We start from the raw sequence: 23,425 nt of genomic DNA, 5'->3' as shown, positions 1-23,425 counted from the left end.
TAATATTGATATGAATAAATATTCAGCAATTTTATATTTGATACTTTTCACGCTGGCTGGATGTGATGATTTTCTATCACAGGCACCAGATGACAGGACTCAGCTGGACACCAGAGAAAAGATAGGGGAACTCTTGGTAGATGCTTACCCGGAAGCTAACTACGCTCCTTTCTGTGAGGCCATGTCAGATAATGTGGAGGATAACCCTTCTGGCAGCCAGAACCAGCTTAATTCTGATTCATTTTTTTGGAGAGACGGACTTACTACTTCTCAGGATTCGCCAGAATTTTATTGGAATGCTTGCTATTCAGCCGTTGCAGCAGCTAATCATGCTGTCAGAGCTATTGAGCAGGCAGATAATCCTGATGAATACAGCGCAGAATATGGCGAAGCTTTGGTAGCCAGAGCCTATTCTCATTTTATGCTGGTAAGCTTATTTGCCAATTTTTATAACCCAGCATCAGCAGATTTTGATTTGGGTATACCCTACGTTACCGAGCCTGAAACGGAGTCTTTAAAAACTTATGAAAGGCATACCGTGGCCTATGTTTATGAAATGATAGAAAAGGACTTGTTACAAGGTTTGCCTTTGATTGATGATCAATCTTATGAAACAGGAGATGCTACCGGGGTGCTTAAATATCATTTTACGAAATCGGCATCAAATGCTTTTGCAGTACGGTTCTATTTATTTAAAAAGGATTATGATAAAGTAATAGAATACGCTGAAAGGGTTTTAGGGTCAGGTGAGTTGGGTGATTATATGAGGCCGTGGAATACAGATTATAAATCACTTTCAGCACAGGAGCTTGCTAACACTTACACCAGATCTACAGAGAGGGCTAACTTATTACTTTCTGAAACCATGTCAGGCTGGCCCAGGACTTTTAATAGCCTCAGATTTTCTACTGGTGCCCCTAAGTATCAGGAGTTGTTCACCAATCCTACAGGAGGCATGTTTTCATTCTCCACATTTTATACTTCTAATGGTATTTATTATATCAATAAATTCAAGGAGCATTTTGTGAGGATGGGAAATAATGCCAATACCGGATATCCTTATATGATGTTGCCACTATTTACTGTAGAAGAAGTGCTTCTAAGCAGAGCCGAGGCCTATGCTTATAATAATGAACCTCATCAGGCTTTAGCAGATCTGAATACATGGATTTCCAAACGTGTTGATAACTACGATCCTGATGTACATCAGCTTACTTACAATAGGCTCTATAATTACTACCAGTATAATATTAACCAGCAAAATCTTATAGCTGCCACCTTACATTTTAGGCAGGTAGAATTCTTACATGAGGGCATGCGCTGGTTTGATATTCTGAGACATAAGATTCCTGTAGTGCATACAGCTAACAATGGAGAAACCTTTGAGCTTAAGGCGGGTGACCCCCGAAGAACGCTTCAGATACCTCAGGAAGCTATGACCGTAGGAGGACTCAGCCCTAATCCAAGATAATATTTAAACGTTTCAATGCAGCATTATGACTTTTAGAAAATATATAATCTACATAGCGGTAATTTTAGCAGCAGTCGCCTGTGATGATCCTTATAATGACTCAGTAAATGAAGATGCTGAGTATGTAAATAATGATGAGCAAACTGAGCCTACAGAGCTTGATAATTGGTTACAGACTAATTTCACTAGTCCTTTTAATATAGAAGTAAAGTACAAGTGGGATCTCTCAGAGCTTAACGTGAATAAGACTTTAGTGCCACCTGACGCCGGTAGAGTTCAGGGAGTGATGGAAGTGGTGAGAAAAGTATGGATAGATCCTTACGTAGAGCTTGCCGGAGATGGTTTTATTAAAGATTACTCCCCAAAACAGTTCATGTTAGTAGGTAGTCCGGAATATAACTTTGATGGTACCATTAAATTAGGAACTGCAGAAGGTGGTAGAAAAGTAGTGCTCTATGTAGTCAATAGTTTTGAGCAGACTAATCAGTACTCTGTAAAGCAGCTCATACATACCATAGAGCATGAGTTTGGCCATATTTTACACCAGACTAATTCATATCCTGCTGAGTACAAGGAGATCACTCCTGGTGATTATACTGCTAACTGGAATTTTGTTTCTTTGGCGGAAGCCAGGTCCAGTGGCTTTATAACCAGTTATGCTATGATGTCTCCTGATGAAGATTTTGTGGAGATGATAGCCATGATGCTGGTAGAAGGTAAAGACGCGTATGAAGCTATTTTAGAGTGTGAAACTAATGCCGCCAGTAAGGCCATATTAAGAAGGAAAGAAGAGCTGGTAGTGAAGTATTTTGCCGAAACCTATAACGTTGACTTTTATGCTTTGCAGGATAAAGTACAGGCTGCAATAAATGAAATGGCGCCTGATGGAGGGAATAATGGCGGTGATGAAGAGCCGGCACCACTTCAAGAGCAATGGGGGCCTAATGAAGAGTACACCACGCTGTATTATGATTTAAGCACTTTGGCAGAACCAGAGGATATTATTGAAAGACATACTTATGATAATAACCTGTTGCACCAATATGGTTATGCCCTAGACTATAATTTTAAACTGTACTATTCTGCAGTAGGGGAGCTAACCCTCACATTGTACTACCATACTATTAACACCACTAATCCGGAGTATTACGAGGCTAACTTTTGGTTTAACGTGCCAGAAGGGCAAGAAGAGGAAACCCGATCATTATATTATATGGGCGGAGATACAAATGCCAGTTTTCTTGAATATGATGTTCAATCTACCGCTGTGGTAGCTTATTTCGCTAACAGAACATTTAAGCAGGCCTGGGAAAAGACATGTAATGGAAATTATTACCCTACACTGTATCCGCAAGATTCTCCTGAGGACTTTATTATCGGAATACTGGGTAACTAAACTGAAGAAATTATGAACAAGTCATTTTGTTATATATTAATAAGTCTTCTATTAACAGTGCTGCTGGGCTGCGATGAAGATTATGATACTATTTTTGAAGAAACACCGGATGAGCGTTTGCAAAGCACGCTGGATGAATATACCAGCATGCTAACCAGTCAGGAAGCAGGCTGGAAGGCAGCGCTGACAACAGGAACTGACCGAAACTATTTTTATTATTTTGAATTTAATGGAGATGGTAATGTTACTATGGTCTCTGATTTTGACCAGACTACTGCTGGTACACCTGCCACTAGTTCATGGATGTTAAAGGCCTTGCAAAGACCTACTTTGAGCTTTAATACTTATTCTTACATTCACCTGCCCGCAGATCCTGATGGAGAAGTAAATGGCGGAGCAGATGGAGAAGGCTTGGTGTCTGATTTTGAATTTATCATTAGCGAAGTAAGTGGCGATAGTATAATATTGGAAGGTCTTCAACGTGGCTCGTCATTAATAATGGTTCCGGCCTCTCCTGGTGAGAAAGAAGCCATTTTGGATCAGGAAATTTTGAAGGTGTTTAATGGTGTCAATCAGACTGTTGCTGCTAATAGAGGGTTGAAGTTTGCACTTGCCGATGGGGCTGAAGTGCCTGTAGTAATTAATATGGCTAATAGGTTGTTTGGAGCTCAGTATCTGGCTGAAAATGGTAGCGAAATAGTATCATTTCAAACCGGATTTAGCTTTGATTTGGAAGGCATAAAACTGAGCGAACCATTTGAAATCAATGGCCAAACCATTCAATATTTAACATGGGATGAGCTAGAAGGAGCTATTACCATTGATTTGCAGTCTACAACTCCACTTGTAGGCTTTGATGATCCTTTTATTTTCGATGTAACGCCACCACTTTCCTCTGTTTTAGGAAGCACATATAGTACGGTTTTAATTCCTGCTAGCTCTGGTCAGGCACCACTTGTTGGGCAATCAGAAAATTTCATAAATATTTACAATACAGCTGCTGATGCCTTATTAAATGGGACATACCAGCTGACTTTGAGAGATATTGAGTTTTTATTTGATGAACCCTCTGGCAGCATGAGAATGAACGTATACATCTCTCAAACTAATAACGGTGCAAGCTCATTATTTGTGGCTCAATACAGCTACTCTTATGTTACTGATGAAGATGGACTCTTGAAGTTTAGCTTCTTAGATGCTAATGATAATGGCTGGACAATTTATGGAGATATCTATGATCTTTTATTTCCTATAGAGGCAGACTATTTTCAAGCGGAATATATAGGTGGAGATTTAAATCTGTTGGCTGGTTTCTTTAGTCAGGATACCCCTGAATTTCACTTTTCAGGCTATTTATATAACAACTAACTATTTTTTGCTTACCTATTAATCTAAAAGGAATTACAATGTTAAAAAGAGAATTTTTCGGCCTTATAGTGGCGCTGTACACCATATTGCTAGTAGTGGTAGCTTGTAATAATGATGATGATAATGGTGCCGGTGATGGAGGAGTTACACAGCAGCTTAGCGGGCAATGGAACAGTGTAACCGTAATGAAAGATGGTATTGAAGACGATAGATTTGATCAATTCATACTGATGATTACTGAAGAAATGGAAATGAGAACTTCTGGTGATCCTGATGCGGTATTTCCTGCAGGAAGTTTTGAAGTGATTGATAGCTCAGGGCCTTTTATAATAACCTGTAATGATGTGGAAATGATGTTTGCTTTAGATGAAGGTGACCTGACTGTAAACTTTGTTTTGTCCTCATCAAACACAGGAGGCAAGATTGCTGCCATTGAAGGAGAGTATGAATTTAGACTCCATAGAAGTGAGTAATAAGTAAAATTAGAGTTAATAAATAAGAGAGAGGATATATCAACAGTAGATGGTATATCCTCTTTTTTTATGTTTTAAGTGAATTATCGCCTCAGAGTTTTGATCATTGCACCAAACGGTTAATAGCAGAAAGTTGCCGTTGAGCATTTTTTGATATCCAATACCATATGTACTCGTAATAATCTCATAAATCATAATTATAAAAGGAGAATGAAGAAAAGGATATTAGTAGCCGCAGCTGTTTTAATGAGCACTTTTAGTTTTGCTCAGGAAAAATTGACTCCGGCCAATGTGAAGTTTGAAACAACAAAAATTAAAGATCAATCATATAGGCAAAAGTGGGTGATGATCCGTGATACCATTAACATTGAATTAGGAAATATTCAGGTAGATGTGCAGAAAAATGATGATGAATTGACCTTAGTGACCCATGTGCAACTCAATCAGATGAAGGAAGTGGATTGGGTGGATAGTGCCGTGGCCAAGTTGCCCAACTTAGCGCCAAAATACCACTCCAGCTATAACCCTCAGAGAGATATGGTATTGAATTTTGGAACGGTAATTACCGGATACTATCAAAACAATACTACAGGCGAAACCACTCTGATAAATCAGCCTGAAGATGAGCTGTATTTTGACAGTAACATCTACACCAATTTTATCCCCTGGCTACCTCTAAAGAAAGGCTATAAAGCTCAGATTAGTATTTATGATTATAACCCCGCAAAATCTGGACTAATGACGGTAACTATTACTGGAGTAGAAAAGGGAGAGTACCAAACAGAGCAATCAGGCAAAAGACCTGTATGGATAGTTAAACTTACTGATAATATAGCTGGCTCAGAAAATAAGCAGAAAATATACGTAGACCGTAAAACCAGCGAAATATGGCTGCAAGAAATAACCTCAGGCGACCGCGTTATGCAAATGATCAGGGTGGAAGAATAGTTCAGTTGAAGAATATAGTAGGTTGAGGAGAGCTATGAATTTAGTAGGAAATATTTTAGATTGAGGGTGTAATATATGTGAGGGGGTATGTCTCTTTTGTTGGTGTTACCTACAGGCCAAAAATTCCCTGATGAGAAAAGATTTATTCCAGCTAGATCGCAATTATATTGCGATTGCTATCTTCTCGGGCATTTGTAATGCCACCCCTGGCGCAAGTGTCCACTTGTGCCCTTTACTATACTTTCAATGCATGTCTTTTCTCAGTTCACATCAAGCCTTATTTACTCTTGAGTACATAAAAAATAAAGTTTTTTGTAGTATTATTGGTATTTAATAAATCTATGAGGGCTGGTAAACTTCTTTTTCTAATATTAATAGTCATAACCACAGCATCCTATGCAGATGTAGGGGCAGGTTATGTTATGAAAATCGACTATAAAACTAAATCTGGAGATAAGGCTAGTGGCTACATCAAAATGCAAGGGTATGACCTGTATATAGAAAAGATAGAAGGTAAGCTCTATTATCTCTCACAGAACACTAAAAAGGAGTTGGTTTTATCGCAAAAGAAATCTACTGATGACTCTTCGTTTTGGCCTTCTGATAAGGTTTTCTCGGAATTTGTTTTATCATTATTAAATGACACTTGGATAACTAGTAGCGATCTTATTGATATTCGTTATGTAGACCACAATAATAATGACAGAAGTATACCAACGCTGGTAGGAAAAAAGACTAAAATTGCTAAATCTGAAATACTAGAATTTAACATAGTTTCAGTTATTGGGTGTACTCCAGGAGAGACTGTCGTTTCAAATTTGACACGTGATGATCAAGGCTGGTTGACCTTTAAAAAACTTAAACGGATTGAAGGAGTAGGAGGCGGGTTATATTGTGAATATTCCGTATTAATATACTCTGAAGTGAGCGCCGAAACTAAAGCCAAGATCAGCGAATTGAAAGAGCTGATAAAAATTAGCGATGCGCTAAATGATAATCCTGATATATACTCTAAGCATGACTTCCAACAAAATCAATTGAAGATTAAAACTAAAGTGCAAGAGCTTAAAAAGGCAAAAGTTGTAGTAACTCAAACTTGTGCTTGTTAGTTAAAAAAGGAATGCTGAAAGCTACGTTATACTATGAATAGGGAAGATTAATGGCTTAATTGAAATCATTAACTGGTTCTTGGTTGATACATTGATAAATCGAACCTATTGATTACTTTTAACGAGGCGTATAGGTTTATATCGTGTGTTCGTCCCCCCTTCACGTCCTTTAAGAAAATACATCATTTAAAATTTCGAATATGAGTTGGAAAAGGATACAAGCTATAGGTCATCTATTTTTAGTATTGTTTTTATTTCTATCGATATACAGGTTTTTCCCCTCTGTTGATACAGATAATTTTTATATAGACTTGATCATATTAGTTATTTCCTTAACTGCGATTTTTCTTCAATTTTCTTACTTGAGATGTCTCAACTTGGTCTTTGAAGGGAGTCTCAAAGCCAGAGAGAATTTGGTTAAGTCTGAGGCAGCCGTCAAGTTTGCCCTGATTCTATACATTATACTTGCTCTGGAATTATTTGCAAGTCAAATAGTGGTGTTAGTCTACGCTATTAAAAATGAACTATTTTTTGTGATGAGTTCATTAAAGTTATTAACTCTTGGAGGTTTAATATTTACACTTATTAAATCTGTAAATATTCGGAAGCAAACATTACCTGAATTTACAAATGAAAAACAATCTGGTTTTTTTGGAACATGGAAATCTGCGGTTGTCTTAATAATTCTTGGGCTATTAAAGTTAACCTTGGGTACAATTAGTGACGGATTAGGATTTGCTTTAGTAATATCAGGAATCATAAGGCTTGTTATGGTATTGAAGAAGAAGTAAATTTCACCATGAAGATGGGGAGATTGGCCATGATTAAAGAAATAGGGTATTTGTGTTCTTTAACGTTAACCTGCAAGTAGTATATGAAGCTTAAAGAATTGATTGAATACTTTACGGTTAATGGAATTCAAAATGATTTCTTAAAAGAGCATTTTCTGATCAGAAGTGATATGAAAAATGAAAAGTAGGCTAAACCAAATTGAGACATTTGCCGGAGATGGCAATTTAATGGGATTGAAAAAATTGTTAGGAGCCAAGTTCTGTCAAGAAGAGATTGATATACCAGCTCGATCGCAATTATATTGCGATTGCTATTTGCTCGGGCATTTGTAATGCCACCCCTGGCGCAAGTGTCCACTTGTGTCCTTTACGGGTCACAGACACTAGTGTTTATTATAAATCCTTAGTTGCCCTTCGGTAAGACTAAGGATAACGAGGAAATAAATATTGGGATTATTATAATTTTAAAAAATTAAAAACACGAATTATGGGAATGATTGGTAATGTCATAAGGGTTTCACAAGAGGAATTAAATGAATTTTTAAATAACCCTGTAACTCTTGAAAAGAAGATTTATTCAGATCAGAGTTTTGAAGCGGATTGGTTTTTAGATTTGGATAAGTCTTGGGACGGTATTAATTATATCCTTACAGGAGATATAATTGGCGGACTTGAAAATGAACCAGATATATTACAAAGAGCATTTTTTAGCTTTCAGGTTATTAGCGAAGAACAGGACCTTGGTTATGGGCCAGCTCAATATCTCAATCCTACTCAAGTAAAAGAGACATATTCCGAATTGGAAATAATGACAAATGATATTTTGAAGAGTAAGGTTAACGGCTCTGAAATGAATGAATTGGGAATATATCCTGAAATTTGGACTGAACCAGAATCAGAAGAATTCTTAATTGACAGTTTTAATGAGTTTAAAGAGTTTTATAAAAAGGCTGCAGAAAATAATCAGGCAATAGTTACTTATGTGAATTAAATACTCTCCCAGTTCAGAGTGGCTATTTCGGTCAGACTACAAAGTATGTATGAAACTACCAACTTTCCAATATTCACTAGTGCCTTTGAGGCGGCCTTTAGCACCCCTGGCGCAAGTGTCCACTTGTGCCCTTTACTATGCTTCCAACGCATGCCTTTTCTTGGTTAACATCAAGCCTTATTTACTCTTGAGTACATGAAAAATAAAGTTTTTTGTAGTATTATTGGTATTTAATAAATCTATGAGAGCTGGGACATAATCCTGTTCTGGCTGGTATTGTAGATGAACCAGAGCACTATCGGTGGTCAAGCGCAAGAGACTATACTGGAATGCGTGGTTTGGTAGAAATTGAGTTATTATAAATAAAGCAGGTGTCTAACTTACCGTGTCACAGACACGAGTGTTTATTATAAATCCTTAGTCGTCCTTCGGTAAGACTAAGGATAACGGGGAATATAGAATCATTATCTTGCCCTGAAATTGGTTTATCTGGCCGTTCGTATTATATTTATACTGAAGTAATTATTCGGATAATCTAGGTAAATCATTATGTAAAAAGTACCGGAAACTTGCATACCCAATAATGATTAAACATAAAATCACAGCGCATGGTGCGATAATATCATTATTATAGAATGGATTATAGTAGGTTGGGTAATCACCTTCTACAGAATATAAATGGTCAATCAAATGTAATGGTAGAGGGCTAAACTGTAGCTTCAATAATTTTGTTAATAAAATAGATAAGAAATTCTCGATTAATCTAATACCAATGAACCACCCAAATGCTTGCCATGGGTATTTTATTACTATTATTAAAAATGTGAGGAGTAGCGAGTATGATAAAAATACAACAAAGAATTGTGTTAATACTTGCCAGTTTAAATTGTAATAAGAGTAATTGAATTCACTTATCCAAAATGAGATTATATAAGAAATACATGCCACGATTGTAAACAATAATGCAATGAGAACGGAGTGGATTAATTTTGATTTCAGATAAAATACTCTTCCTAGAAGGGGAATAATGCGGCTGATATGTCCATTTTTAAACTCAAATCCAGTCGTTATTATTATCCAAGCGGGTAAAAAAAAATAGCTGGTAGAAATTCTAAGAATAAACAATAACAAGTTGCTAGCAAACTCTCCTTCGGCGGGCTTATCATCAATTTCATGCATATGTGAAATAAACACAATGCAGGACGTAAGAATTATTGGCATTAAAATGAAAAGACTCAATTTAATTGGATGAACCTCAATTTTTTTGAGATCATATTTTAGTATTTTAAGCATTTTTAAATGATTTCATGGTATGCATTTTCTAATGAGCCGAATTCTGAAAACAATGTGGTTTTTGTTATCTCGCGGATAAACCTTCCATCTTTTATAAAAATGAATTTATCACAATGATCTCCTATTGCTTTTATATCATGACTACTTACTATGCTCGATTTGTCAGCATTAGCATGGTCTTTTAATTTAGAGTAAAGTTGTTTTGCTGATTCCATATCTAAATTGCTAGTAGGTTCATCTAAAATTAAGACATCAGGCTCGGGCATAAATGCTAGCAAAAGGCTAACCTTTTGTTTCATACCTGCAGACAGATTTTTATATTTTTCATTTTCAAAGTCTACGGAAAATGCTTTTAGTAATTTATTGACCTTACTTTCGCTTATATCTAAACTAACAGCGTAAGTCATTAAATTATTTTTGACTGACACTTCCGAAAAAAAACCTTGTTTTGAAATACAACAGCTAATTGTAGAATTGTGATGGTTCAAAAATTCACCCGAATCAAGTTTGAGAGTTCCGGCTAAAATGTTGAATAGAGTAGTCTTTCCGCTTCCATTGGGCCCAACAAGACCTATAATTTCACCTGTCTTAATAGTAAAATTAACCGCATCTAAAATTACTTTATTTTTATAAAATTTAGAAGCATCTTTAATTTCTATCTTTATTATATTGCTCATTTCATGGGAGTGTTAGCTCATCTCTGTCTGCTTCCCTGCCAGGGGCTAGCCCCTGGCAGGGAATTTTTTATTTTTTGGTTTGACTGGTTTTTAGTTCCAGTTCCAATCTTCCCTCAAATCTAATGGCTAATTGCTGCACCGTCAAACCCCAATTCCGCAAAGGTGAAGTCCATTTTTTCTCAATACGTCTGCAAACTAAGTAAACTAATTTCATCAAGGCCATATCACTGGTAAATGCTCCCTTACTCTTGGTAACTTTTCTTACTTGTCTATGAAAGCCTTCCACTGGATTTGTAGTGTATATTAACTTTCTTATGGGTTTACTGTAATCGAAATAAGTGCTAAGTAGTTCCCAGTTATCATTCCAAGATCGTATCACCACAGGATATTTCTTTCCCCATTTTTCTTCCAGTTCTAATAAAGCAGTCTCTGCCTGATCTTTTGTGTCTGCTTGATAAACTAATTTAAGATCTTGTATAAACACTTTCTGTTCTTTACTGGCTACATATTTCAAGCTATTTCGAATCTGATGAACTACACAAAGTTGAACATCTGTTTGTGGGTAGATGGAGTGTATCGCTTCACTAAAACCTTTCAAGTTATCAGTGCAGGCTATCAAAATATCTTTCAAGCCTCTATTTTGTAGCTCAGTAAGTATCTGAAGCCAAAAATTAGCTCCTTCGCTTTCTGATAGGTACATGCCCAATATCTCCTTGTTGCCCTGCTTATTGATCCCTAAAATATTATAAAGGGCTTTATGCTTCACCTTACCTTCATCTCGCACCTTGAAATGCATGGCATCTAGCCAAACAATACAATAGACCGATTCTAATGGCCTGTTTTGCCACTCCTTTACTTTAGGGATCACTCGGTCTGTGATATCACTTAACACCTCTGTTGATATATTTGTGTCATACATCTCCTTGATGTGCTCTTGAATATCTCTCAAACTATTACCTAGCCCATACATGGCTATTATTTGCTTCTCAAGATTGTCTGCCAGTATACGCTGGCGTTTCTCTACTATTCTTGGCTCAAAGCTGCTATGACGATCTTGAGGAGTATTTATCTCAACGTCTCCTAAACTACTCTTAACTGTTTTCTGGCCTTTGCCATTGCGCTTATTACCATGAGAGCGTCCTTTTTCTTCACTGGATAGGTGATCCTCCATTTCTGCTTCCAGAGCTTCTTCTAAGAACTCCTTCAACATGGGGCTGAAAGCCCCATCCTTACCAAATAGAGATTCTCCTTTTAAAAATTGTTTAAGTGCTTTTTCCTTTAATTCTTCTTTCTCTTGTTTGTTCATTGCTCTTTAGTCTAAACATTATTTCTTTATATCCAAAGTTTAGACAGAGATGAATTGACAGTCTCCATTTCATTGTAAAACCACAAACTTACATAAATAAAAGCTTTTCAATTATAATTTAGAAAGCTTTCTATTCTTAAAAATAATTGGCTGAATTACTAGCGGTAGGCTTTCAGTACGGATCATAAACAACAGGCACTGCATGATTTTCGCAATCACTTTATATAGACTATGAACAACACTATTCAAAAAACATCCCTAAAATAAAAAAAGCCATTTCAATAATTAGAAATGGCTTTAAAATATATAGTATGAAATAGACTTATCCGTATTAATTTTCAGTAGCGTCTTTCATCCAGATTTTGTTGTTTTTAGCTTTCGGGCCTTTTAATCTGTTGTTGCTACTGCTGGTAATAATGGTGCTTTCCTGCTCTTCTTTTTTCCAAACATCAGCGTTTTTAGCTTCTGCTCCTTGCAGTTTAACGGGCTTGTGAGATACCACCGCGGTAGTATGTTTCCAGGGTTTTGCATGTTTAGCCTTAGGGCCTTTTATATGCTGCTTACTTTGTGCCTGTGCGCTGCTAAAAATCGCCGCAAATGATACGGCAACAATGATGAATAAAAACCTAAGCATAGTGAAAGTATCTTTATTTACGCTTCAAAACTAGGAGACTTTACTCAAATCACTGTATAGCAATAAGTTCTTTTGTATGAAGTGTAAATTCAAAGGTTTTCGGTAGCATATTACTGTGATAAATGGTGTCAATTAATTCTTTGATTAATTAAAATGGCTTTTTTTAGCCTCCTAAATCGATTAAATGGTATTCTGTTTTAGCAGGCGGTTCAAGAAGTTTTGACCGAACGAACAGGATGCAAAACTGCGGTTGGGTACCAAATGTTAGGTCTACCAATGACAGTTGTGTGAAAGTATAATCAAATAGTACCTATATGAAAAGTTCAAAGTAGTTGAGATCTATTACATCATGCATCCGTACCGATCGTCTACACTTCGACGTGGCTCAGTGTGACTCGATGGGAGAGATCGTCACCTTCCCTATCTGATAATTACGAGGAAGATATGACGAAGTAATCTTGAAGCTATGAAATACTTCAGTGAGCGGAAGACCTCACAGCAAGAAAGAGTTTTTTGTTACTTTTTTGATCGATTGCAAAAAAGTAAGGAACCTTAGTAATGGAACGTAAAGACAAGATAATCCAAGTTGGCTGCCATTTGAAAAGTATAACTTAAAAGTATAGATGGACGCATCTTTTCTAACACATGACATTCTTCTTGGTGCGTTGAAACAAATGTTAGGTCTCGGCATGACCCTGTATTTTGAATGCAGGTTATATAAGAACATTTAGCAGTCCAAAAGAAGAGATTCAGCGAAGTATTAACTTCCCTGAAGTCTGGAGATAATGGCCATGGCTTTAGATACCTCCTTGCTTAAGGTTTTATAATCTTTATTTTTTATAATGTATTTAGTGATGAGCTGCGAGCCCATGCCTACACAGTGAACACCGGCTTTAAACCAGGCACTAAGGTTTTCTTCGGTAGGCTCTACACCTCCTGTGGGCATAATGCTGCTCCAGGGACAGGGACCTTTCACGGCCTTCACAAAGTCAGGGCCGCCCACTTGCGTGGCAGGGAAAATTTTAACCACTTCTGCACCCAGCTCTTCGGCTTTAGATATTTCTGTTAAGGAGCCACAGCCGGGAGACCATAGTATTTTCCTGCGGTTACAGACCTTGGCGGTGTCTTCATTAATTACAGGGGCCACTATAAAGTCTGCACCAGATTGTATGTAGAGGGCAGCCGTGGGGCCATCTACCACGGAACCCACGCCAAGCATCATTTCAGGGGTTTCTTGAGCTACAAACTTGGCCAGGGCGGAAAATATTTCATGGGCGAAGTCACCACGATTGGTGAATTCAAATACCCTTACCCCACCTTCATAACAAGCTTTTATAACCTGCTTGCAGGTGTCCAGGTCAGCATGGTAAAATACGGGCACCATGCCGGTTTCTTTCATTTTAAGGGCTACTTCTATTCTGCTAAATCTTGCCATGGTTTATCTTATTATTTTACCGGAAGTGTTTCCGCGCATGAGGTTTTCTACTTCATCTACTGTTGCCAGGTTGGCATCGCGCTCTATAGTATGCTTCAGTATAGAAGCGGCTACGCCAAAATCAATGGATTTTTGATCATTTTTATAGATAAGCTGGCCGTAAATAACGCCTGCAATAAAAGCATCACCACCACCTACACGATCTACAATGGGGTTCACTTCAAAAACTTCTGTTTTCATTAATTCAGCTCCATCATATAAATGTCCGGTAAGGGTGTTATGAGAGGCACTGATAGACCCTCTTTCGGTGGTCACTATTTTCTTTACTTTAGGGAATTGGTTTATGATCTCTTGAAAAACAGCCACTTCCTTATTAGTAGAACTTTGAGCTTCTATTTTCAGTATGTCTTTGGCATCATGAGTGCTGGCTACAAGTAGGTCGCAGCCTGCAATGAGGTCAGGCATAACTTCAGAGGCCTTTTTACCATATTGCCACAAGTTTTTGCGGTAGTTAATGTCTCCTGAGACTGTAATTCCTTTTTTATTGGCTACTTCAATGGCTTTTCTACAACAATCAGCCGCTCCTTGAGATATAGCAGGGGTGATGCCCGTCCAGTGAAACCAGTCGGCACCTTCCAGTATTTCATCCCAATTAAGCATGTCAGGAGCAATATCAGCAAAGGAAGAACCAGCGCGGTCATATATTATTTTGCTGGGCCTTACGCTGCTACCTGTTTCCAGAAAATACAATCCCATACGGTGGCCACCAAAAATGACAGCATCCGTATTTACGCCATAGCCCCTCAGCTGATTGGTAGCTGACTTGCCCAGTTCATTATCCGGGAAGCGGGTTACATGAGCTGACTTCAGGCCCAGCTGAGCCAGAGACACTGCTACATTAGCTTCACCACCGCCATAAGTGGCGTCAAACTGGGTTGATTGTACAAAACGAGAGTGATTGGGTGTAGAAAGGCGAAGCATTACTTCGCCAAATGTGACTACCTTTTTGCTCATATTTTAAAAATCAAAATAGTTTTTAGCATTGTTATAACAGATGTTTTCTACCATTTCACCCAGCCATTGCATTTCGCTCTCAGGAAGTTCACCATTCTCTACATCGTTTCCAATGAGATTACATAATATTCTTCTGAAATATTCATGTCTGGGATAAGAAAGGAAGCTTCTTGAGTCTGTTAGCATGCCTACAAAACGACTTAGTAGCCCCATGTTAGAGAGGGCATTCATCTGCCGGGTCATACCATCTTTTTGATCTAAAAACCACCAGGCCGAGCCGTACTGTATTTTACCCGGCGTAGAACCATCATTAAAGTTACCGATCATGGTAGCATATAGCTCATTTTGACTCGGGTTGAGGTTATAAAGTATGGTTTTGGTAAGCTGGTTAGTGTTATCCAGTTTATCCATAAAGCGAGCCAGTGACTGAGCTACGTCAAAATCACCAATAGAATCAAAGCCTGTGTCAGGACCCAATTCGCGCATCATGCGGCTGTTATTATTTCTGAGTGCGCCTAAGTGAAACTGCTGTGTCCAGCCCTTGGCATGATCCATTACAGCCATATCAAATAAAATGGCAGATCTGAATTTACTTACTTCTTCAGCTGTTAATTCTTGCTTGCTTAGCGCTTTCGCGAAGATTTTTTTGATTTCTTCTGGAGAAAAGTCATCTGCATAAACAGTTTCTAAACCATGGTCTGAAAGCCTGCAGCCCATATCATGGAAGTAATCATGGCGCTTCTGTAAGGCATCTAGCAAGGTCAAATAATTATTGATAGCTATGCCTGATACTTCACTGAGCTTATCCAAATAAGGTAAGAATACAGATGAATTCTCTATGGCTAATAACTTATCAGCTCTAAAGGCGGGTAATATTTTTATTTCAAAACCCTCATCTTTAAGTTGCTGGTGATATTCCAGGCTATCAATAGGATCATCAGTAGTGCAAACTACTTTTACATTCATTTTTTTGAGGATGCCTCTTACGCTAAACTCTGGAGTTTGTAGCATTTCGGTACAGGCATCATATATCTCACGGGCCGTTTGTGGCTTAAGTATTTTTTGAATGCCAAACGGCTTTTTGAGCTCCATGTGAGTCCAGTGATAAAGTGGATTTCTCATGGTGTAAGGCACTGTGGCCGCCCATTTTTCAAATTTCTCGTAATCACTGGCATTTCCGGTGCAGAACTTTTCATCTATGCCGTTAGTACGCATAGCACGCCATTTATAATGATCACCATTCAGCCATATCTGAGTGAGGTTTTCAAAATTTTTGTCACTAGCAATCTCGTTAGGAGGGAGGTGGCAGTGATAATCTATAATAGGCATTTTAGCAGCATGATCATGGTATAACTGCTGTGCTGTTTTGGTTTCGAGAAGGAAGTTCTCTGATAAAAAAGACATGGTGCTATAGGTGTTTTTTAATACGATTTTTCTTTTTCTGATAATAATATGCTGCTGATCTCTTTTTGAACAGCGGCACTCAAGCCTGCTACTTGTGATAGATCCAGATCCCAGAAAGCAGTGTTAGATAATACTTTTGGTGCTATTTCCTCTTGCTTACCATTCCATATTTCTTTGAAGAAAGTCAGTACATCATCACTATCATTTAGCGCGATAGATTCTCCATTCCATTCGCCCCTGTAAAAGACGATTAGTGCGGCCAGCGCGTGAACCAGATTTTCAGGAAGGCTGCCTTTTCTCTTTTTATATTCTAATAACGACGGCAGCACCCTTACTTTATATTTAGAGACAGAATTTAGTGCTATAGAAATGAGTTCATGGCTTATAAAAGGGTTTTTAAACCTTTCCAAAACGGCATTGGCAAATTTTTCCAGCTCTTCAGCCGGAAGGTCAAGCGTAGGGACTATCTCTTCAAAAATTGTTTTTTTAATGAAGGCTCCGGTGTAGTCATTTTCTACTGCCTCTCGCACCGTTCTTACTCCGTGTAGATAAGCTACGGGCACCAGAGAAGTGTGCGCGCCGTTTAATATCCTTACCTTTCGGGTTCTATAAGGAGTGATATCCTTAACGAAAAGTACATCTAGATCTGTTTTATAGGTAGGAAAAGCTTCTTTAACTCCTTCAGGAGCTTCTATTACCCACAGTAAAAATGGTTCTGCTTTTACTACCAGATTATCTTCAAAATCCAGCTCAGTTTGTATTTCTTTTATGTTTTCACGAGGGAAGCCAGGTACTATTCTGTCTACCAATGTATTGCAGAAACGGTTATGGTTTTCTATCCAAAGGGCAAAATCATCAGGCAAGTGCCAATGTTGGATATACTGCATTATGGTTTTCTTGAGCGTAGTGCCGTTGTGCTCTATCAACTCACAAGGAATAAGAGTAAGGCCTTTGTCTGCGGCTCCTTTAAAGAATTTGTATCTATGATAAAGCAGTGCGGTGAGCTTACCAGGAAATGTGTCTGGTAGAGTTACAGATGATTCGTCTACTTCAGAAAACTTAATGCCAGCCTCAGTGGTATTAGAGATCATAAACTCTAATTCAGGATTTTCTCCTAATGCCAGATATGCCTTATAGTCATCATAAGGGTTGGAAGCAGAGTATATGCTGGTAATTAGCCTTTTATCATCTATAGTGTTGCCGTTTTTAATGCCTTGTAAGAGCACATGATACAGGCAATCCTGATCATTCAGCATATTAACCATTCCTTGAGCTATGGGCTGTACAATATGAACACTGCCGTTGAAATTGGCCTTTTCATTTAAAATGTCTATTACCCAATCTACAAAAGCACGTAAGAAGTTGCCTTCTCCGAACTGTAGCACTTTAACAGGAGGTTGTGTAGATACACCAGCAGTTTGTTTATTGAGAGGTTTCATGTTTGGTTTATTTTAATGAGGGATGTGCAATCGATTGTCCTTAAAAACGTGTTTAAACAGATGGATCATAGGCCTTATTTTTTTAAAGATGATTGTCTAATGATTAACTCAGGCTTGAGTACCGTTTTCTGAGGCAGCTCTTTTTTATTGCCAGCCTTTATTTGTTTGAAAAACAGTTCTGCGCATACCTTACCCATCGTTATACTTAGCTGATCTACGGTAGTGAGCGTAGGGTCTGTAAACGAGGTGAAGGGCTCATTACTAAAGCCAGCCAAAGCTACCTGTTCAGGTATTTTGATCTGTCTTTCTTTTAGCACCTGCATGGCACCCATGGCACCATAGTCACTGGCAGAGAAAATAGCATCTGGCCATTCGTCTAGTTCAAGCAATTTTTCCATGCTCTCACGGCCATCTTCCAGTTGCATATTGCTTTCTACTATGAGCTCATCAATAATTTCAAGGTTATTGTCTCTCAGCGCATCCAGGTAGCCACGAAGTCTATCTTTATAGATATTAATTTTTATAGGGTTAGTGAAATGAGCGATACGCTTGCAGCCTTGTTCTATAAGGTGTTCTGTTACCTTATAAGCTCCAAGGTAGTCATCTATCATTACCTGGCCGGTTTCTATTTCATCAGTAGTACGGTCAAAAAGCACTACGGGAGTACCTCTGTCCTGAGCCTTTTTAAAGTGTTCAAAATCAAGCGTATTTTTACTAATAGAGGCTATTATGCCATCCACACGAGCGCTGAGCAGGGCATCTATAGTTTGCACCTCCTGGTCATAATTTTCGTATGATTGACAAATGATCACTTTATAATTTAGTTTGTTAGCTATTTCTTCTATACCTCTTACTACAGAGGAGAAAAAGGCCCTGTTAGCCGTGGGTACAACTACTCCAATAATATGGCTCTTACCATTACGCAATGCCGCAGCTATGTTATTTGGCTGATAGTTAAGATCTTTAGCAGCCTTCAGCACGGCTTTTCTGGTAGCTTTGCTTATACGTGGGTTATTATTCAGCGCCCTTGAAACCGTAGAAGCAGTAATATTTAGCTTTGAAGCTATATCATGAATAGTAGTTTTTGATTTTCCAGCCATTTTATGGTTATACCCGTATTTTTTAATTTATTAGGACTCATTCATGGGTTTTCCTATAGTGGCTAATATACCGCCATCTACATAAATGATCTGTCCATTCACAAAATCACTCGCTTTACTAGCCAGAAAAATTGTAGTGCCGCCCAGATCTTCCGGATCTCCCCACCTGCCAGCAGGCGTTCTGTTTACAATGAAATCATTGAAAGGATGACCATCAACACGGATAGGCGCGGTTTGGTCGGTAGCAAAATAACCCGGACCAATACCATTGACCTGAATATTGTATTTAGCCCATTCTGTAGCCAGATTGCGGGTGAGCATTTTAAGCCCTCCTTTGGCCGCAGCATAAGCGGATACTGTATTTCTACCCAATTCACTCATCATGGAGCAAATGTTGATGATTTTTCCTTTTTTTCTTTCTACCATGTATTTGGCCACTTGCTTAGCCATAATAAATGGTCCTGTAATATCTACATCCAGCACCTTGCGGAAATCATCTACTTCCATTTCCAGTGCTGGTACCCGCTGGATCATTCCGGCATTGTTTACCAAAATGTCTATTGGGCCTATTTCAGTTTCTATTTTCTTTATATTTTCAATCACCTCTTCTTCATTGGTGACATCAAAAATAAATTCATGCGCTTTATAGCCTTCAGCCTGATAGCTGTCCATAGCAGCTTTCATTTTAGAAGGCGTATGTCCATTGATAATCAGGGTAGCTCCAGCATCTCCCAGGGCTTTGGCCATAGCCATGCCCAGGCCGTGAGTACCTCCGGTGATCAATGCAATTTTATCGGTTAGGTCAAATAGTTTCATGGTTATTTAAGGTCTGTAGGTGCTACTTTATCCATATCGCCATAGTCCAGATTCTCTCCTGCCATACCCCAAATAAAGGTGTAGTTAGAAGTTCCGGCACCACTATGTATTGACCATGGTGGCGAAATTACAGCTTGATGGTTTTTTAGCCAAATATGTCGGGTCTCATTAGGTGGACCCATAAAATGACAAACAGCGGCATCTTCAGGCAGTTCGAAATAAAAGTAGGCCTCCATGCGGCGGTCATGGGTATGTGCAGGCATGGTATTCCATACGCTCCCTGCTTTTAGCTCAGTAACTCCCATTTGCAATTGGCAGGTTTTAACTACTGAGTTAACCAGTACTTTTCTTATTACTCTGTGGTTAGACTCTTCCAGGCTTCCCAGTTCTACGGTTTCAGCTTCATCTAAAGAAACTTTTCGGGTAGGGTAGCTGGCATGTGCAGGAGCAGAGTTAAAGTATAATTTAGTTTCTCCTGAAGTGGCCGGGTGAAAAGTAACATCTTTGGCTCCCATGCCTATATATAAGGCCTCTTTAGTGCCCACTTCATAGTCAGTGCCGTCTACGGTTACTTTGGTAGGGCTGGCTACGTTAATAATTCCTATTTCTCTTCTATCAAGAAAATTTTCAGCTTTTAAAGTGTCAAAGGCTTCTAATTTTAATGACTTGGTTTTAGGGTGTATGCCTCCCACAATGAGACGGTCATATAATGTGTATACCGCATTAATAGCGTCGGGTTCAAACAGGGTTTCAATTAAGTAGGAACTACGCAGTTTTTCCGTATCATAATTTTTGCTGTCTTCATGATGGATGGCGTGTCTTACTGAATATTTGATGCTCATGGTTTAACTTGATTAGGTGTGTGTAAACGATTGCTCAAAAATAGATATTTAATTACGTATATCGTCCTTTTGGACAAGCTATCTATGAGCTAACATAAAATAAAATACTCATAATTCCATTATAATACTGCAAAAATATTGGTTTTTAGAAAAAAGTGACGATTTCATTTTGGTTTAGGTTTTATAATCACTAAAATGCAATCGATTGCACTTAATAACCTATTAATTTTAATTTAAACCTATCACTCATGATTAAAATTGTTCAATATTTAAAGCATGTGTTTGCCTATTCGCTACTGGCAGCCGCATTGTTATTGCCTCCTCTTCAGGGGTACTCGCAGAGTACCACAGTATCAGGTACGGTAGAGGATGATACAGGAGAAAAGTTGCCTGGCGTATCTATTATTGAAAAAGGAACTTCTAATGGTACCATTACAGGACCCGAAGGGCGATATACTTTGGAAGTCTCCTCAGATGCTACTTTGATGTTTTCTTTTATAGGTATGAGTCCGCAGGAAGTGCCCATTTCTGGCAGGAGTACAATAGATATTGTAATGCAGGAAAATATCTCAGAGCTGGAAGAAGTGGTGGTTGTGGGGTATGGAACCCAAAAGAAGAAAGACCTTACGGGGGCTATAGCCGCAGTGGAATCAAAAACCATTACAGAACGCGGAGCTACTAACCCCATAGCCTCTTTACAAGGTAGTGTTTCCGGAGTGCAAATTACCAATTCTACAGGTAGGATAGGAGATGGCTTTAACGTGACTATAAGAGGGAAAAACTCTTTAAAAGGAAGTTCAAATGGACCGCTATATGTAGTAGATGGAGTTATTACCGAGTCAATTGACTTTTTGAATCCTCAAGACATTGCTAAAATAGACATTCTTAAAGATGCTTCTTCAGCAGCTATCTATGGTTCCAGAGGGTCTAATGGAGTGGTGATCGTACAAACAAAATCAGGAGCTAATATCCCGTCTGGTACCTCTTTTTCCTTTGAATCTTTTGTAGGTATGAAAAGCACGGCCCGTTTGCCAGAGATGATGAGTCCAGAAAAATGGAAATATTACCACACTTCTGCGTATTTGGCTACATCTAATAATGGTGCAGGCCTTACACCTGAAGAGTATATTGATGAAGTAGTGTTGCCGGTAAGTAACAATGCAGTGCTCCGAGAACGTTTTGACAATCTGGATGGGTTTGACTGGTATGATGCGGTTTTGAAAACCGGCACTCAAACAAATAATCACTTATCAATAGCACACAGGGAAGGTGCCTCAGCTTATACTTTAGGTTTAGGGTATCAAAAAGAAACGGGTAACATAGAAAATGAAGAGTTAGAGAAATTTACACTTAGGTCTGGAATTGATCAAGAAATCAATAATAAACTCAAAGTAGGTGTAAATATTTCATTATCGCTTACTAATCTGCAGCGAGGTAGTCAATTGGCCATGCAAGAAGCTTTTAGGTTGAATCCATTTCTGTCACCATGGGCATTAGATGAAAACAATGATGAAATAGTAGGAGAGCTCTTTCCTCAACCGGGTAAGCTCACCGATGTGAACGGTAATTTTGTGGCTGATAAGACTAGTACCTACAACCCTCTTTTGGAAATCCAAAACTCTAGCGATGAAACCCGTCAGTGGAATGGGGTTGGTAATACTTATATTAAGTATGATATTGTCGATTGGCTATCATTTCAGACAGCTTTTTCAGTGGGTTTACAGAGCGCAAGAAGAGGTGTTTATTTCGGAGCTATGACTAATGAAGGAATTAGCTTTGGAGATCAGGCGTCTTCAAGCGTATCTAATTATGAAAACTTTAATTATACCTGGGATAATCAACTTAACTTCAATAAAACCTATGGAGACCATTCATTCAACGCCTTAGCTCTACAAAGTATTTTTGTAGATAGGACCGAAAACTCATTCTTGTCTTCGAGATATCAACCATTTGATAAGGAATTTTATAATGTTGGTTCAGGTAGTCAATCTAGCTATAATCTGGGCAATGGATTTTTTAAAAGTCAATTGGCTTCTTTTGCTTTACGACTTAATTATACCTACAAAGATAGGTATCTAGTAACTCTTACTAACCGCTGGGATGGATCTTCTCTTTTTCCAGAAGATAACCGATGGGATAGTTTCCCTTCAGCTGCCGTAGGTTGGAGAATAAGTGAGGAGGATTTTATGGATGTAGATGCCATTTCAGACCTGAAATTTAGAGTGAGTTATGGAGCTACAGGAAATAATAATGTTGATCCGTATTCCTCTCTAAATGTTCTTACTAATCAAGTCTTCTACAATTATGGCAACAATAATGTGCAAGGTTTTGTGGCTGATACGTTGGCTAATAAAAATTTAACTTGGGAAAAAACTACAGAGATTAATGGAGGAGTAGATTTTTCATTGTTGGATTATCGTATAAGTGGTAGCATAGACTGGTACAGTAGAACTTCTGATGAACTTTTGGTGGAGCAGCGAATTCCCTATGAAACAGGTTATTCACTTATTAATGCCAATGCGGCATCAGTTAGGAATCGCGGGGTAGAGGTGTTGTTAACAACTACTAATATTAGAAATGAACGATTGAGTTGGGAAACAACCTTTACTTTCACTAAGAATACTAATGAGATACAAAGTATTTACGGGCAAGAGGAAGAAGATGATATTGCGAATGGTTGGTTTATTGGGGAGTCGATAGATGCGCATTATAATTATGAATTCGCGGGTATATGGCAGGCCGATGAAATTGATGAAGCAGAATCTTATAACCAAACAGAAGGGCAGGCCAAAGTAACAGATGTTAATGATGATGGGAAAATCAACCCTGATGATGATAGATTTATTATTGGAAATGCGAATCCGGATTGGACGGGGGGGGATAATATCACGTTTAAACCTTTTTAATTTTGATTTTAC

At 38.3% G+C, this 23,425-nt stretch carries 21 protein-coding genes; 9 read left to right on the top strand and 12 right to left on the bottom strand.

Annotated features, from left to right (window positions below; all coding sequences use genetic code 11):
• The first annotated feature begins 10 nt into the window (after nt 1-10).
• The 8 genes from LVD15_RS01770 (at nt 11) to LVD15_RS01735 (ending at nt 8,547) form a co-directional block, all read left to right on the top strand.
• Nucleotides 11-1,471, top strand: coding sequence for a RagB/SusD family nutrient uptake outer membrane protein (locus LVD15_RS01770; RefSeq protein ID WP_233778575.1), 1,461 nt, complete (start codon nt 11-13; stop codon nt 1,469-1,471).
• Nucleotides 1,472-1,496: 25 nt separating this feature from the next.
• Nucleotides 1,497-2,867 carry a zinc-binding metallopeptidase gene (locus tag LVD15_RS01765; protein WP_233778574.1) on the top strand — a complete coding sequence of 457 codons (1,371 nt, stop codon included), beginning with the start codon at nt 1,497-1,499 and terminating at the stop codon, nt 2,865-2,867.
• Nucleotides 2,868-2,879: 12 nt separating this feature from the next.
• Nucleotides 2,880-4,235 (top strand): DUF4302 domain-containing protein, encoded by a 1,356-nt coding sequence (locus LVD15_RS01760; protein WP_233778573.1) that lies wholly within the window; start codon nt 2,880-2,882, stop codon nt 4,233-4,235.
• A 38-nt stretch (nt 4,236-4,273) separates the two neighbouring features.
• Complete coding sequence (locus LVD15_RS01755; protein WP_233778572.1) at nt 4,274-4,708, top strand: hypothetical protein; 435 nt, start codon at nt 4,274-4,276, stop codon at nt 4,706-4,708.
• Nucleotides 4,709-4,918: 210 nt separating this feature from the next.
• Nucleotides 4,919-5,656, top strand: a complete 738-nt coding sequence (locus LVD15_RS01750) for a DUF3108 domain-containing protein (protein WP_233778571.1) — start codon at nt 4,919-4,921, stop codon at nt 5,654-5,656.
• A gap of 341 nt (nt 5,657-5,997) precedes the next feature.
• A complete protein-coding gene (locus LVD15_RS01745; protein ID WP_233778570.1) occupies nt 5,998-6,765 on the top strand; it encodes a hypothetical protein in 768 nt (255 codons plus the stop codon).
• A gap of 200 nt (nt 6,766-6,965) precedes the next feature.
• A complete protein-coding gene (locus tag LVD15_RS01740) occupies nt 6,966-7,556 on the top strand; it encodes a hypothetical protein (RefSeq protein ID WP_233778569.1) in 591 nt (196 codons plus the stop codon).
• A 487-nt stretch (nt 7,557-8,043) separates the two neighbouring features.
• Complete coding sequence (locus LVD15_RS01735) at nt 8,044-8,547, top strand: YfbM family protein (RefSeq protein ID WP_233778568.1); 504 nt, start codon at nt 8,044-8,046, stop codon at nt 8,545-8,547.
• On the opposite strand, the gene LVD15_RS01730 is transcribed toward LVD15_RS01735, so the two are convergent.
• The 12 genes from LVD15_RS01730 to kduI all read right to left on the bottom strand — a co-directional run bounded on the left by LVD15_RS01730 (nt 8,544) and on the right by kduI (nt 20,507).
• Nucleotides 8,544-8,699, bottom strand: coding sequence for a hypothetical protein (locus tag LVD15_RS01730; protein WP_233778567.1), 156 nt, complete (start codon nt 8,697-8,699; stop codon nt 8,544-8,546). The genes LVD15_RS01735 and LVD15_RS01730 overlap by 4 nt on opposite strands.
• A gap of 370 nt (nt 8,700-9,069) precedes the next feature.
• On the bottom strand, nt 9,070-9,840 hold the full coding sequence (locus LVD15_RS01725; protein WP_233778566.1) for a hypothetical protein: 771 nt from the start codon (nt 9,838-9,840) through the stop codon (nt 9,070-9,072).
• A gap of 2 nt (nt 9,841-9,842) precedes the next feature.
• Nucleotides 9,843-10,517: an ABC transporter ATP-binding protein gene (locus LVD15_RS01720; RefSeq protein ID WP_233778565.1), complete on the bottom strand. Its 675-nt coding sequence runs from the start codon at nt 10,515-10,517 to the stop codon at nt 9,843-9,845.
• A 67-nt stretch (nt 10,518-10,584) separates the two neighbouring features.
• Nucleotides 10,585-11,823: an IS256 family transposase gene (locus LVD15_RS01715; RefSeq protein WP_233775818.1), complete on the bottom strand. Its 1,239-nt coding sequence runs from the start codon at nt 11,821-11,823 to the stop codon at nt 10,585-10,587.
• Nucleotides 11,824-12,154: 331 nt separating this feature from the next.
• A complete protein-coding gene (locus LVD15_RS01710) occupies nt 12,155-12,457 on the bottom strand; it encodes a hypothetical protein (RefSeq protein ID WP_233778564.1) in 303 nt (100 codons plus the stop codon).
• Between the two features lie 760 nt (nt 12,458-13,217).
• Entirely contained in the window at nt 13,218-13,892 is a 675-nt protein-coding gene (locus LVD15_RS01705) for a bifunctional 4-hydroxy-2-oxoglutarate aldolase/2-dehydro-3-deoxy-phosphogluconate aldolase (RefSeq protein ID WP_233778563.1), read from the bottom strand.
• 3 nt (nt 13,893-13,895) lie between these two features.
• Entirely contained in the window at nt 13,896-14,906 is a 1,011-nt protein-coding gene (locus tag LVD15_RS01700; RefSeq protein ID WP_233778562.1) for a sugar kinase, read from the bottom strand.
• A gap of 3 nt (nt 14,907-14,909) precedes the next feature.
• The gene (uxaC, locus tag LVD15_RS01695) at nt 14,910-16,310 is read right to left on the bottom strand and encodes a glucuronate isomerase (RefSeq protein ID WP_233778561.1); all 1,401 of its coding nucleotides are present in this window, start codon (nt 16,308-16,310) and stop codon (nt 14,910-14,912) included.
• A 17-nt stretch (nt 16,311-16,327) separates the two neighbouring features.
• Nucleotides 16,328-17,749 (bottom strand): tagaturonate reductase, encoded by a 1,422-nt coding sequence (locus LVD15_RS01690; protein WP_233778560.1) that lies wholly within the window; start codon nt 17,747-17,749, stop codon nt 16,328-16,330.
• Between the two features lie 74 nt (nt 17,750-17,823).
• On the bottom strand, nt 17,824-18,849 hold the full coding sequence (locus LVD15_RS01685; RefSeq protein ID WP_233778559.1) for a LacI family DNA-binding transcriptional regulator: 1,026 nt from the start codon (nt 18,847-18,849) through the stop codon (nt 17,824-17,826).
• A gap of 30 nt (nt 18,850-18,879) precedes the next feature.
• On the bottom strand, nt 18,880-19,665 hold the full coding sequence (locus tag LVD15_RS01680; RefSeq protein ID WP_233778558.1) for a gluconate 5-dehydrogenase: 786 nt from the start codon (nt 19,663-19,665) through the stop codon (nt 18,880-18,882).
• A gap of 2 nt (nt 19,666-19,667) precedes the next feature.
• Nucleotides 19,668-20,507, bottom strand: coding sequence for a 5-dehydro-4-deoxy-D-glucuronate isomerase (gene kduI, locus LVD15_RS01675; protein WP_233778557.1), 840 nt, complete (start codon nt 20,505-20,507; stop codon nt 19,668-19,670).
• A 248-nt stretch (nt 20,508-20,755) separates the two neighbouring features.
• Here kduI and LVD15_RS01670 point away from each other — a divergent pair, with 248 nt between their 5' ends.
• On the top strand, nt 20,756-23,413 hold the full coding sequence (locus LVD15_RS01670; RefSeq protein ID WP_233778556.1) for a SusC/RagA family TonB-linked outer membrane protein: 2,658 nt from the start codon (nt 20,756-20,758) through the stop codon (nt 23,411-23,413).
• Nucleotides 23,414-23,425: the final 12 nt, after the last annotated feature.

The organism is Fulvivirga maritima, from assembly GCF_021389955.1.
Classification (GTDB): Bacteria; Bacteroidota; Bacteroidia; order Cytophagales; family Cyclobacteriaceae; genus Fulvivirga; species Fulvivirga maritima.
This window is presented reverse-complemented; position numbering and strand designations above follow the sequence as displayed.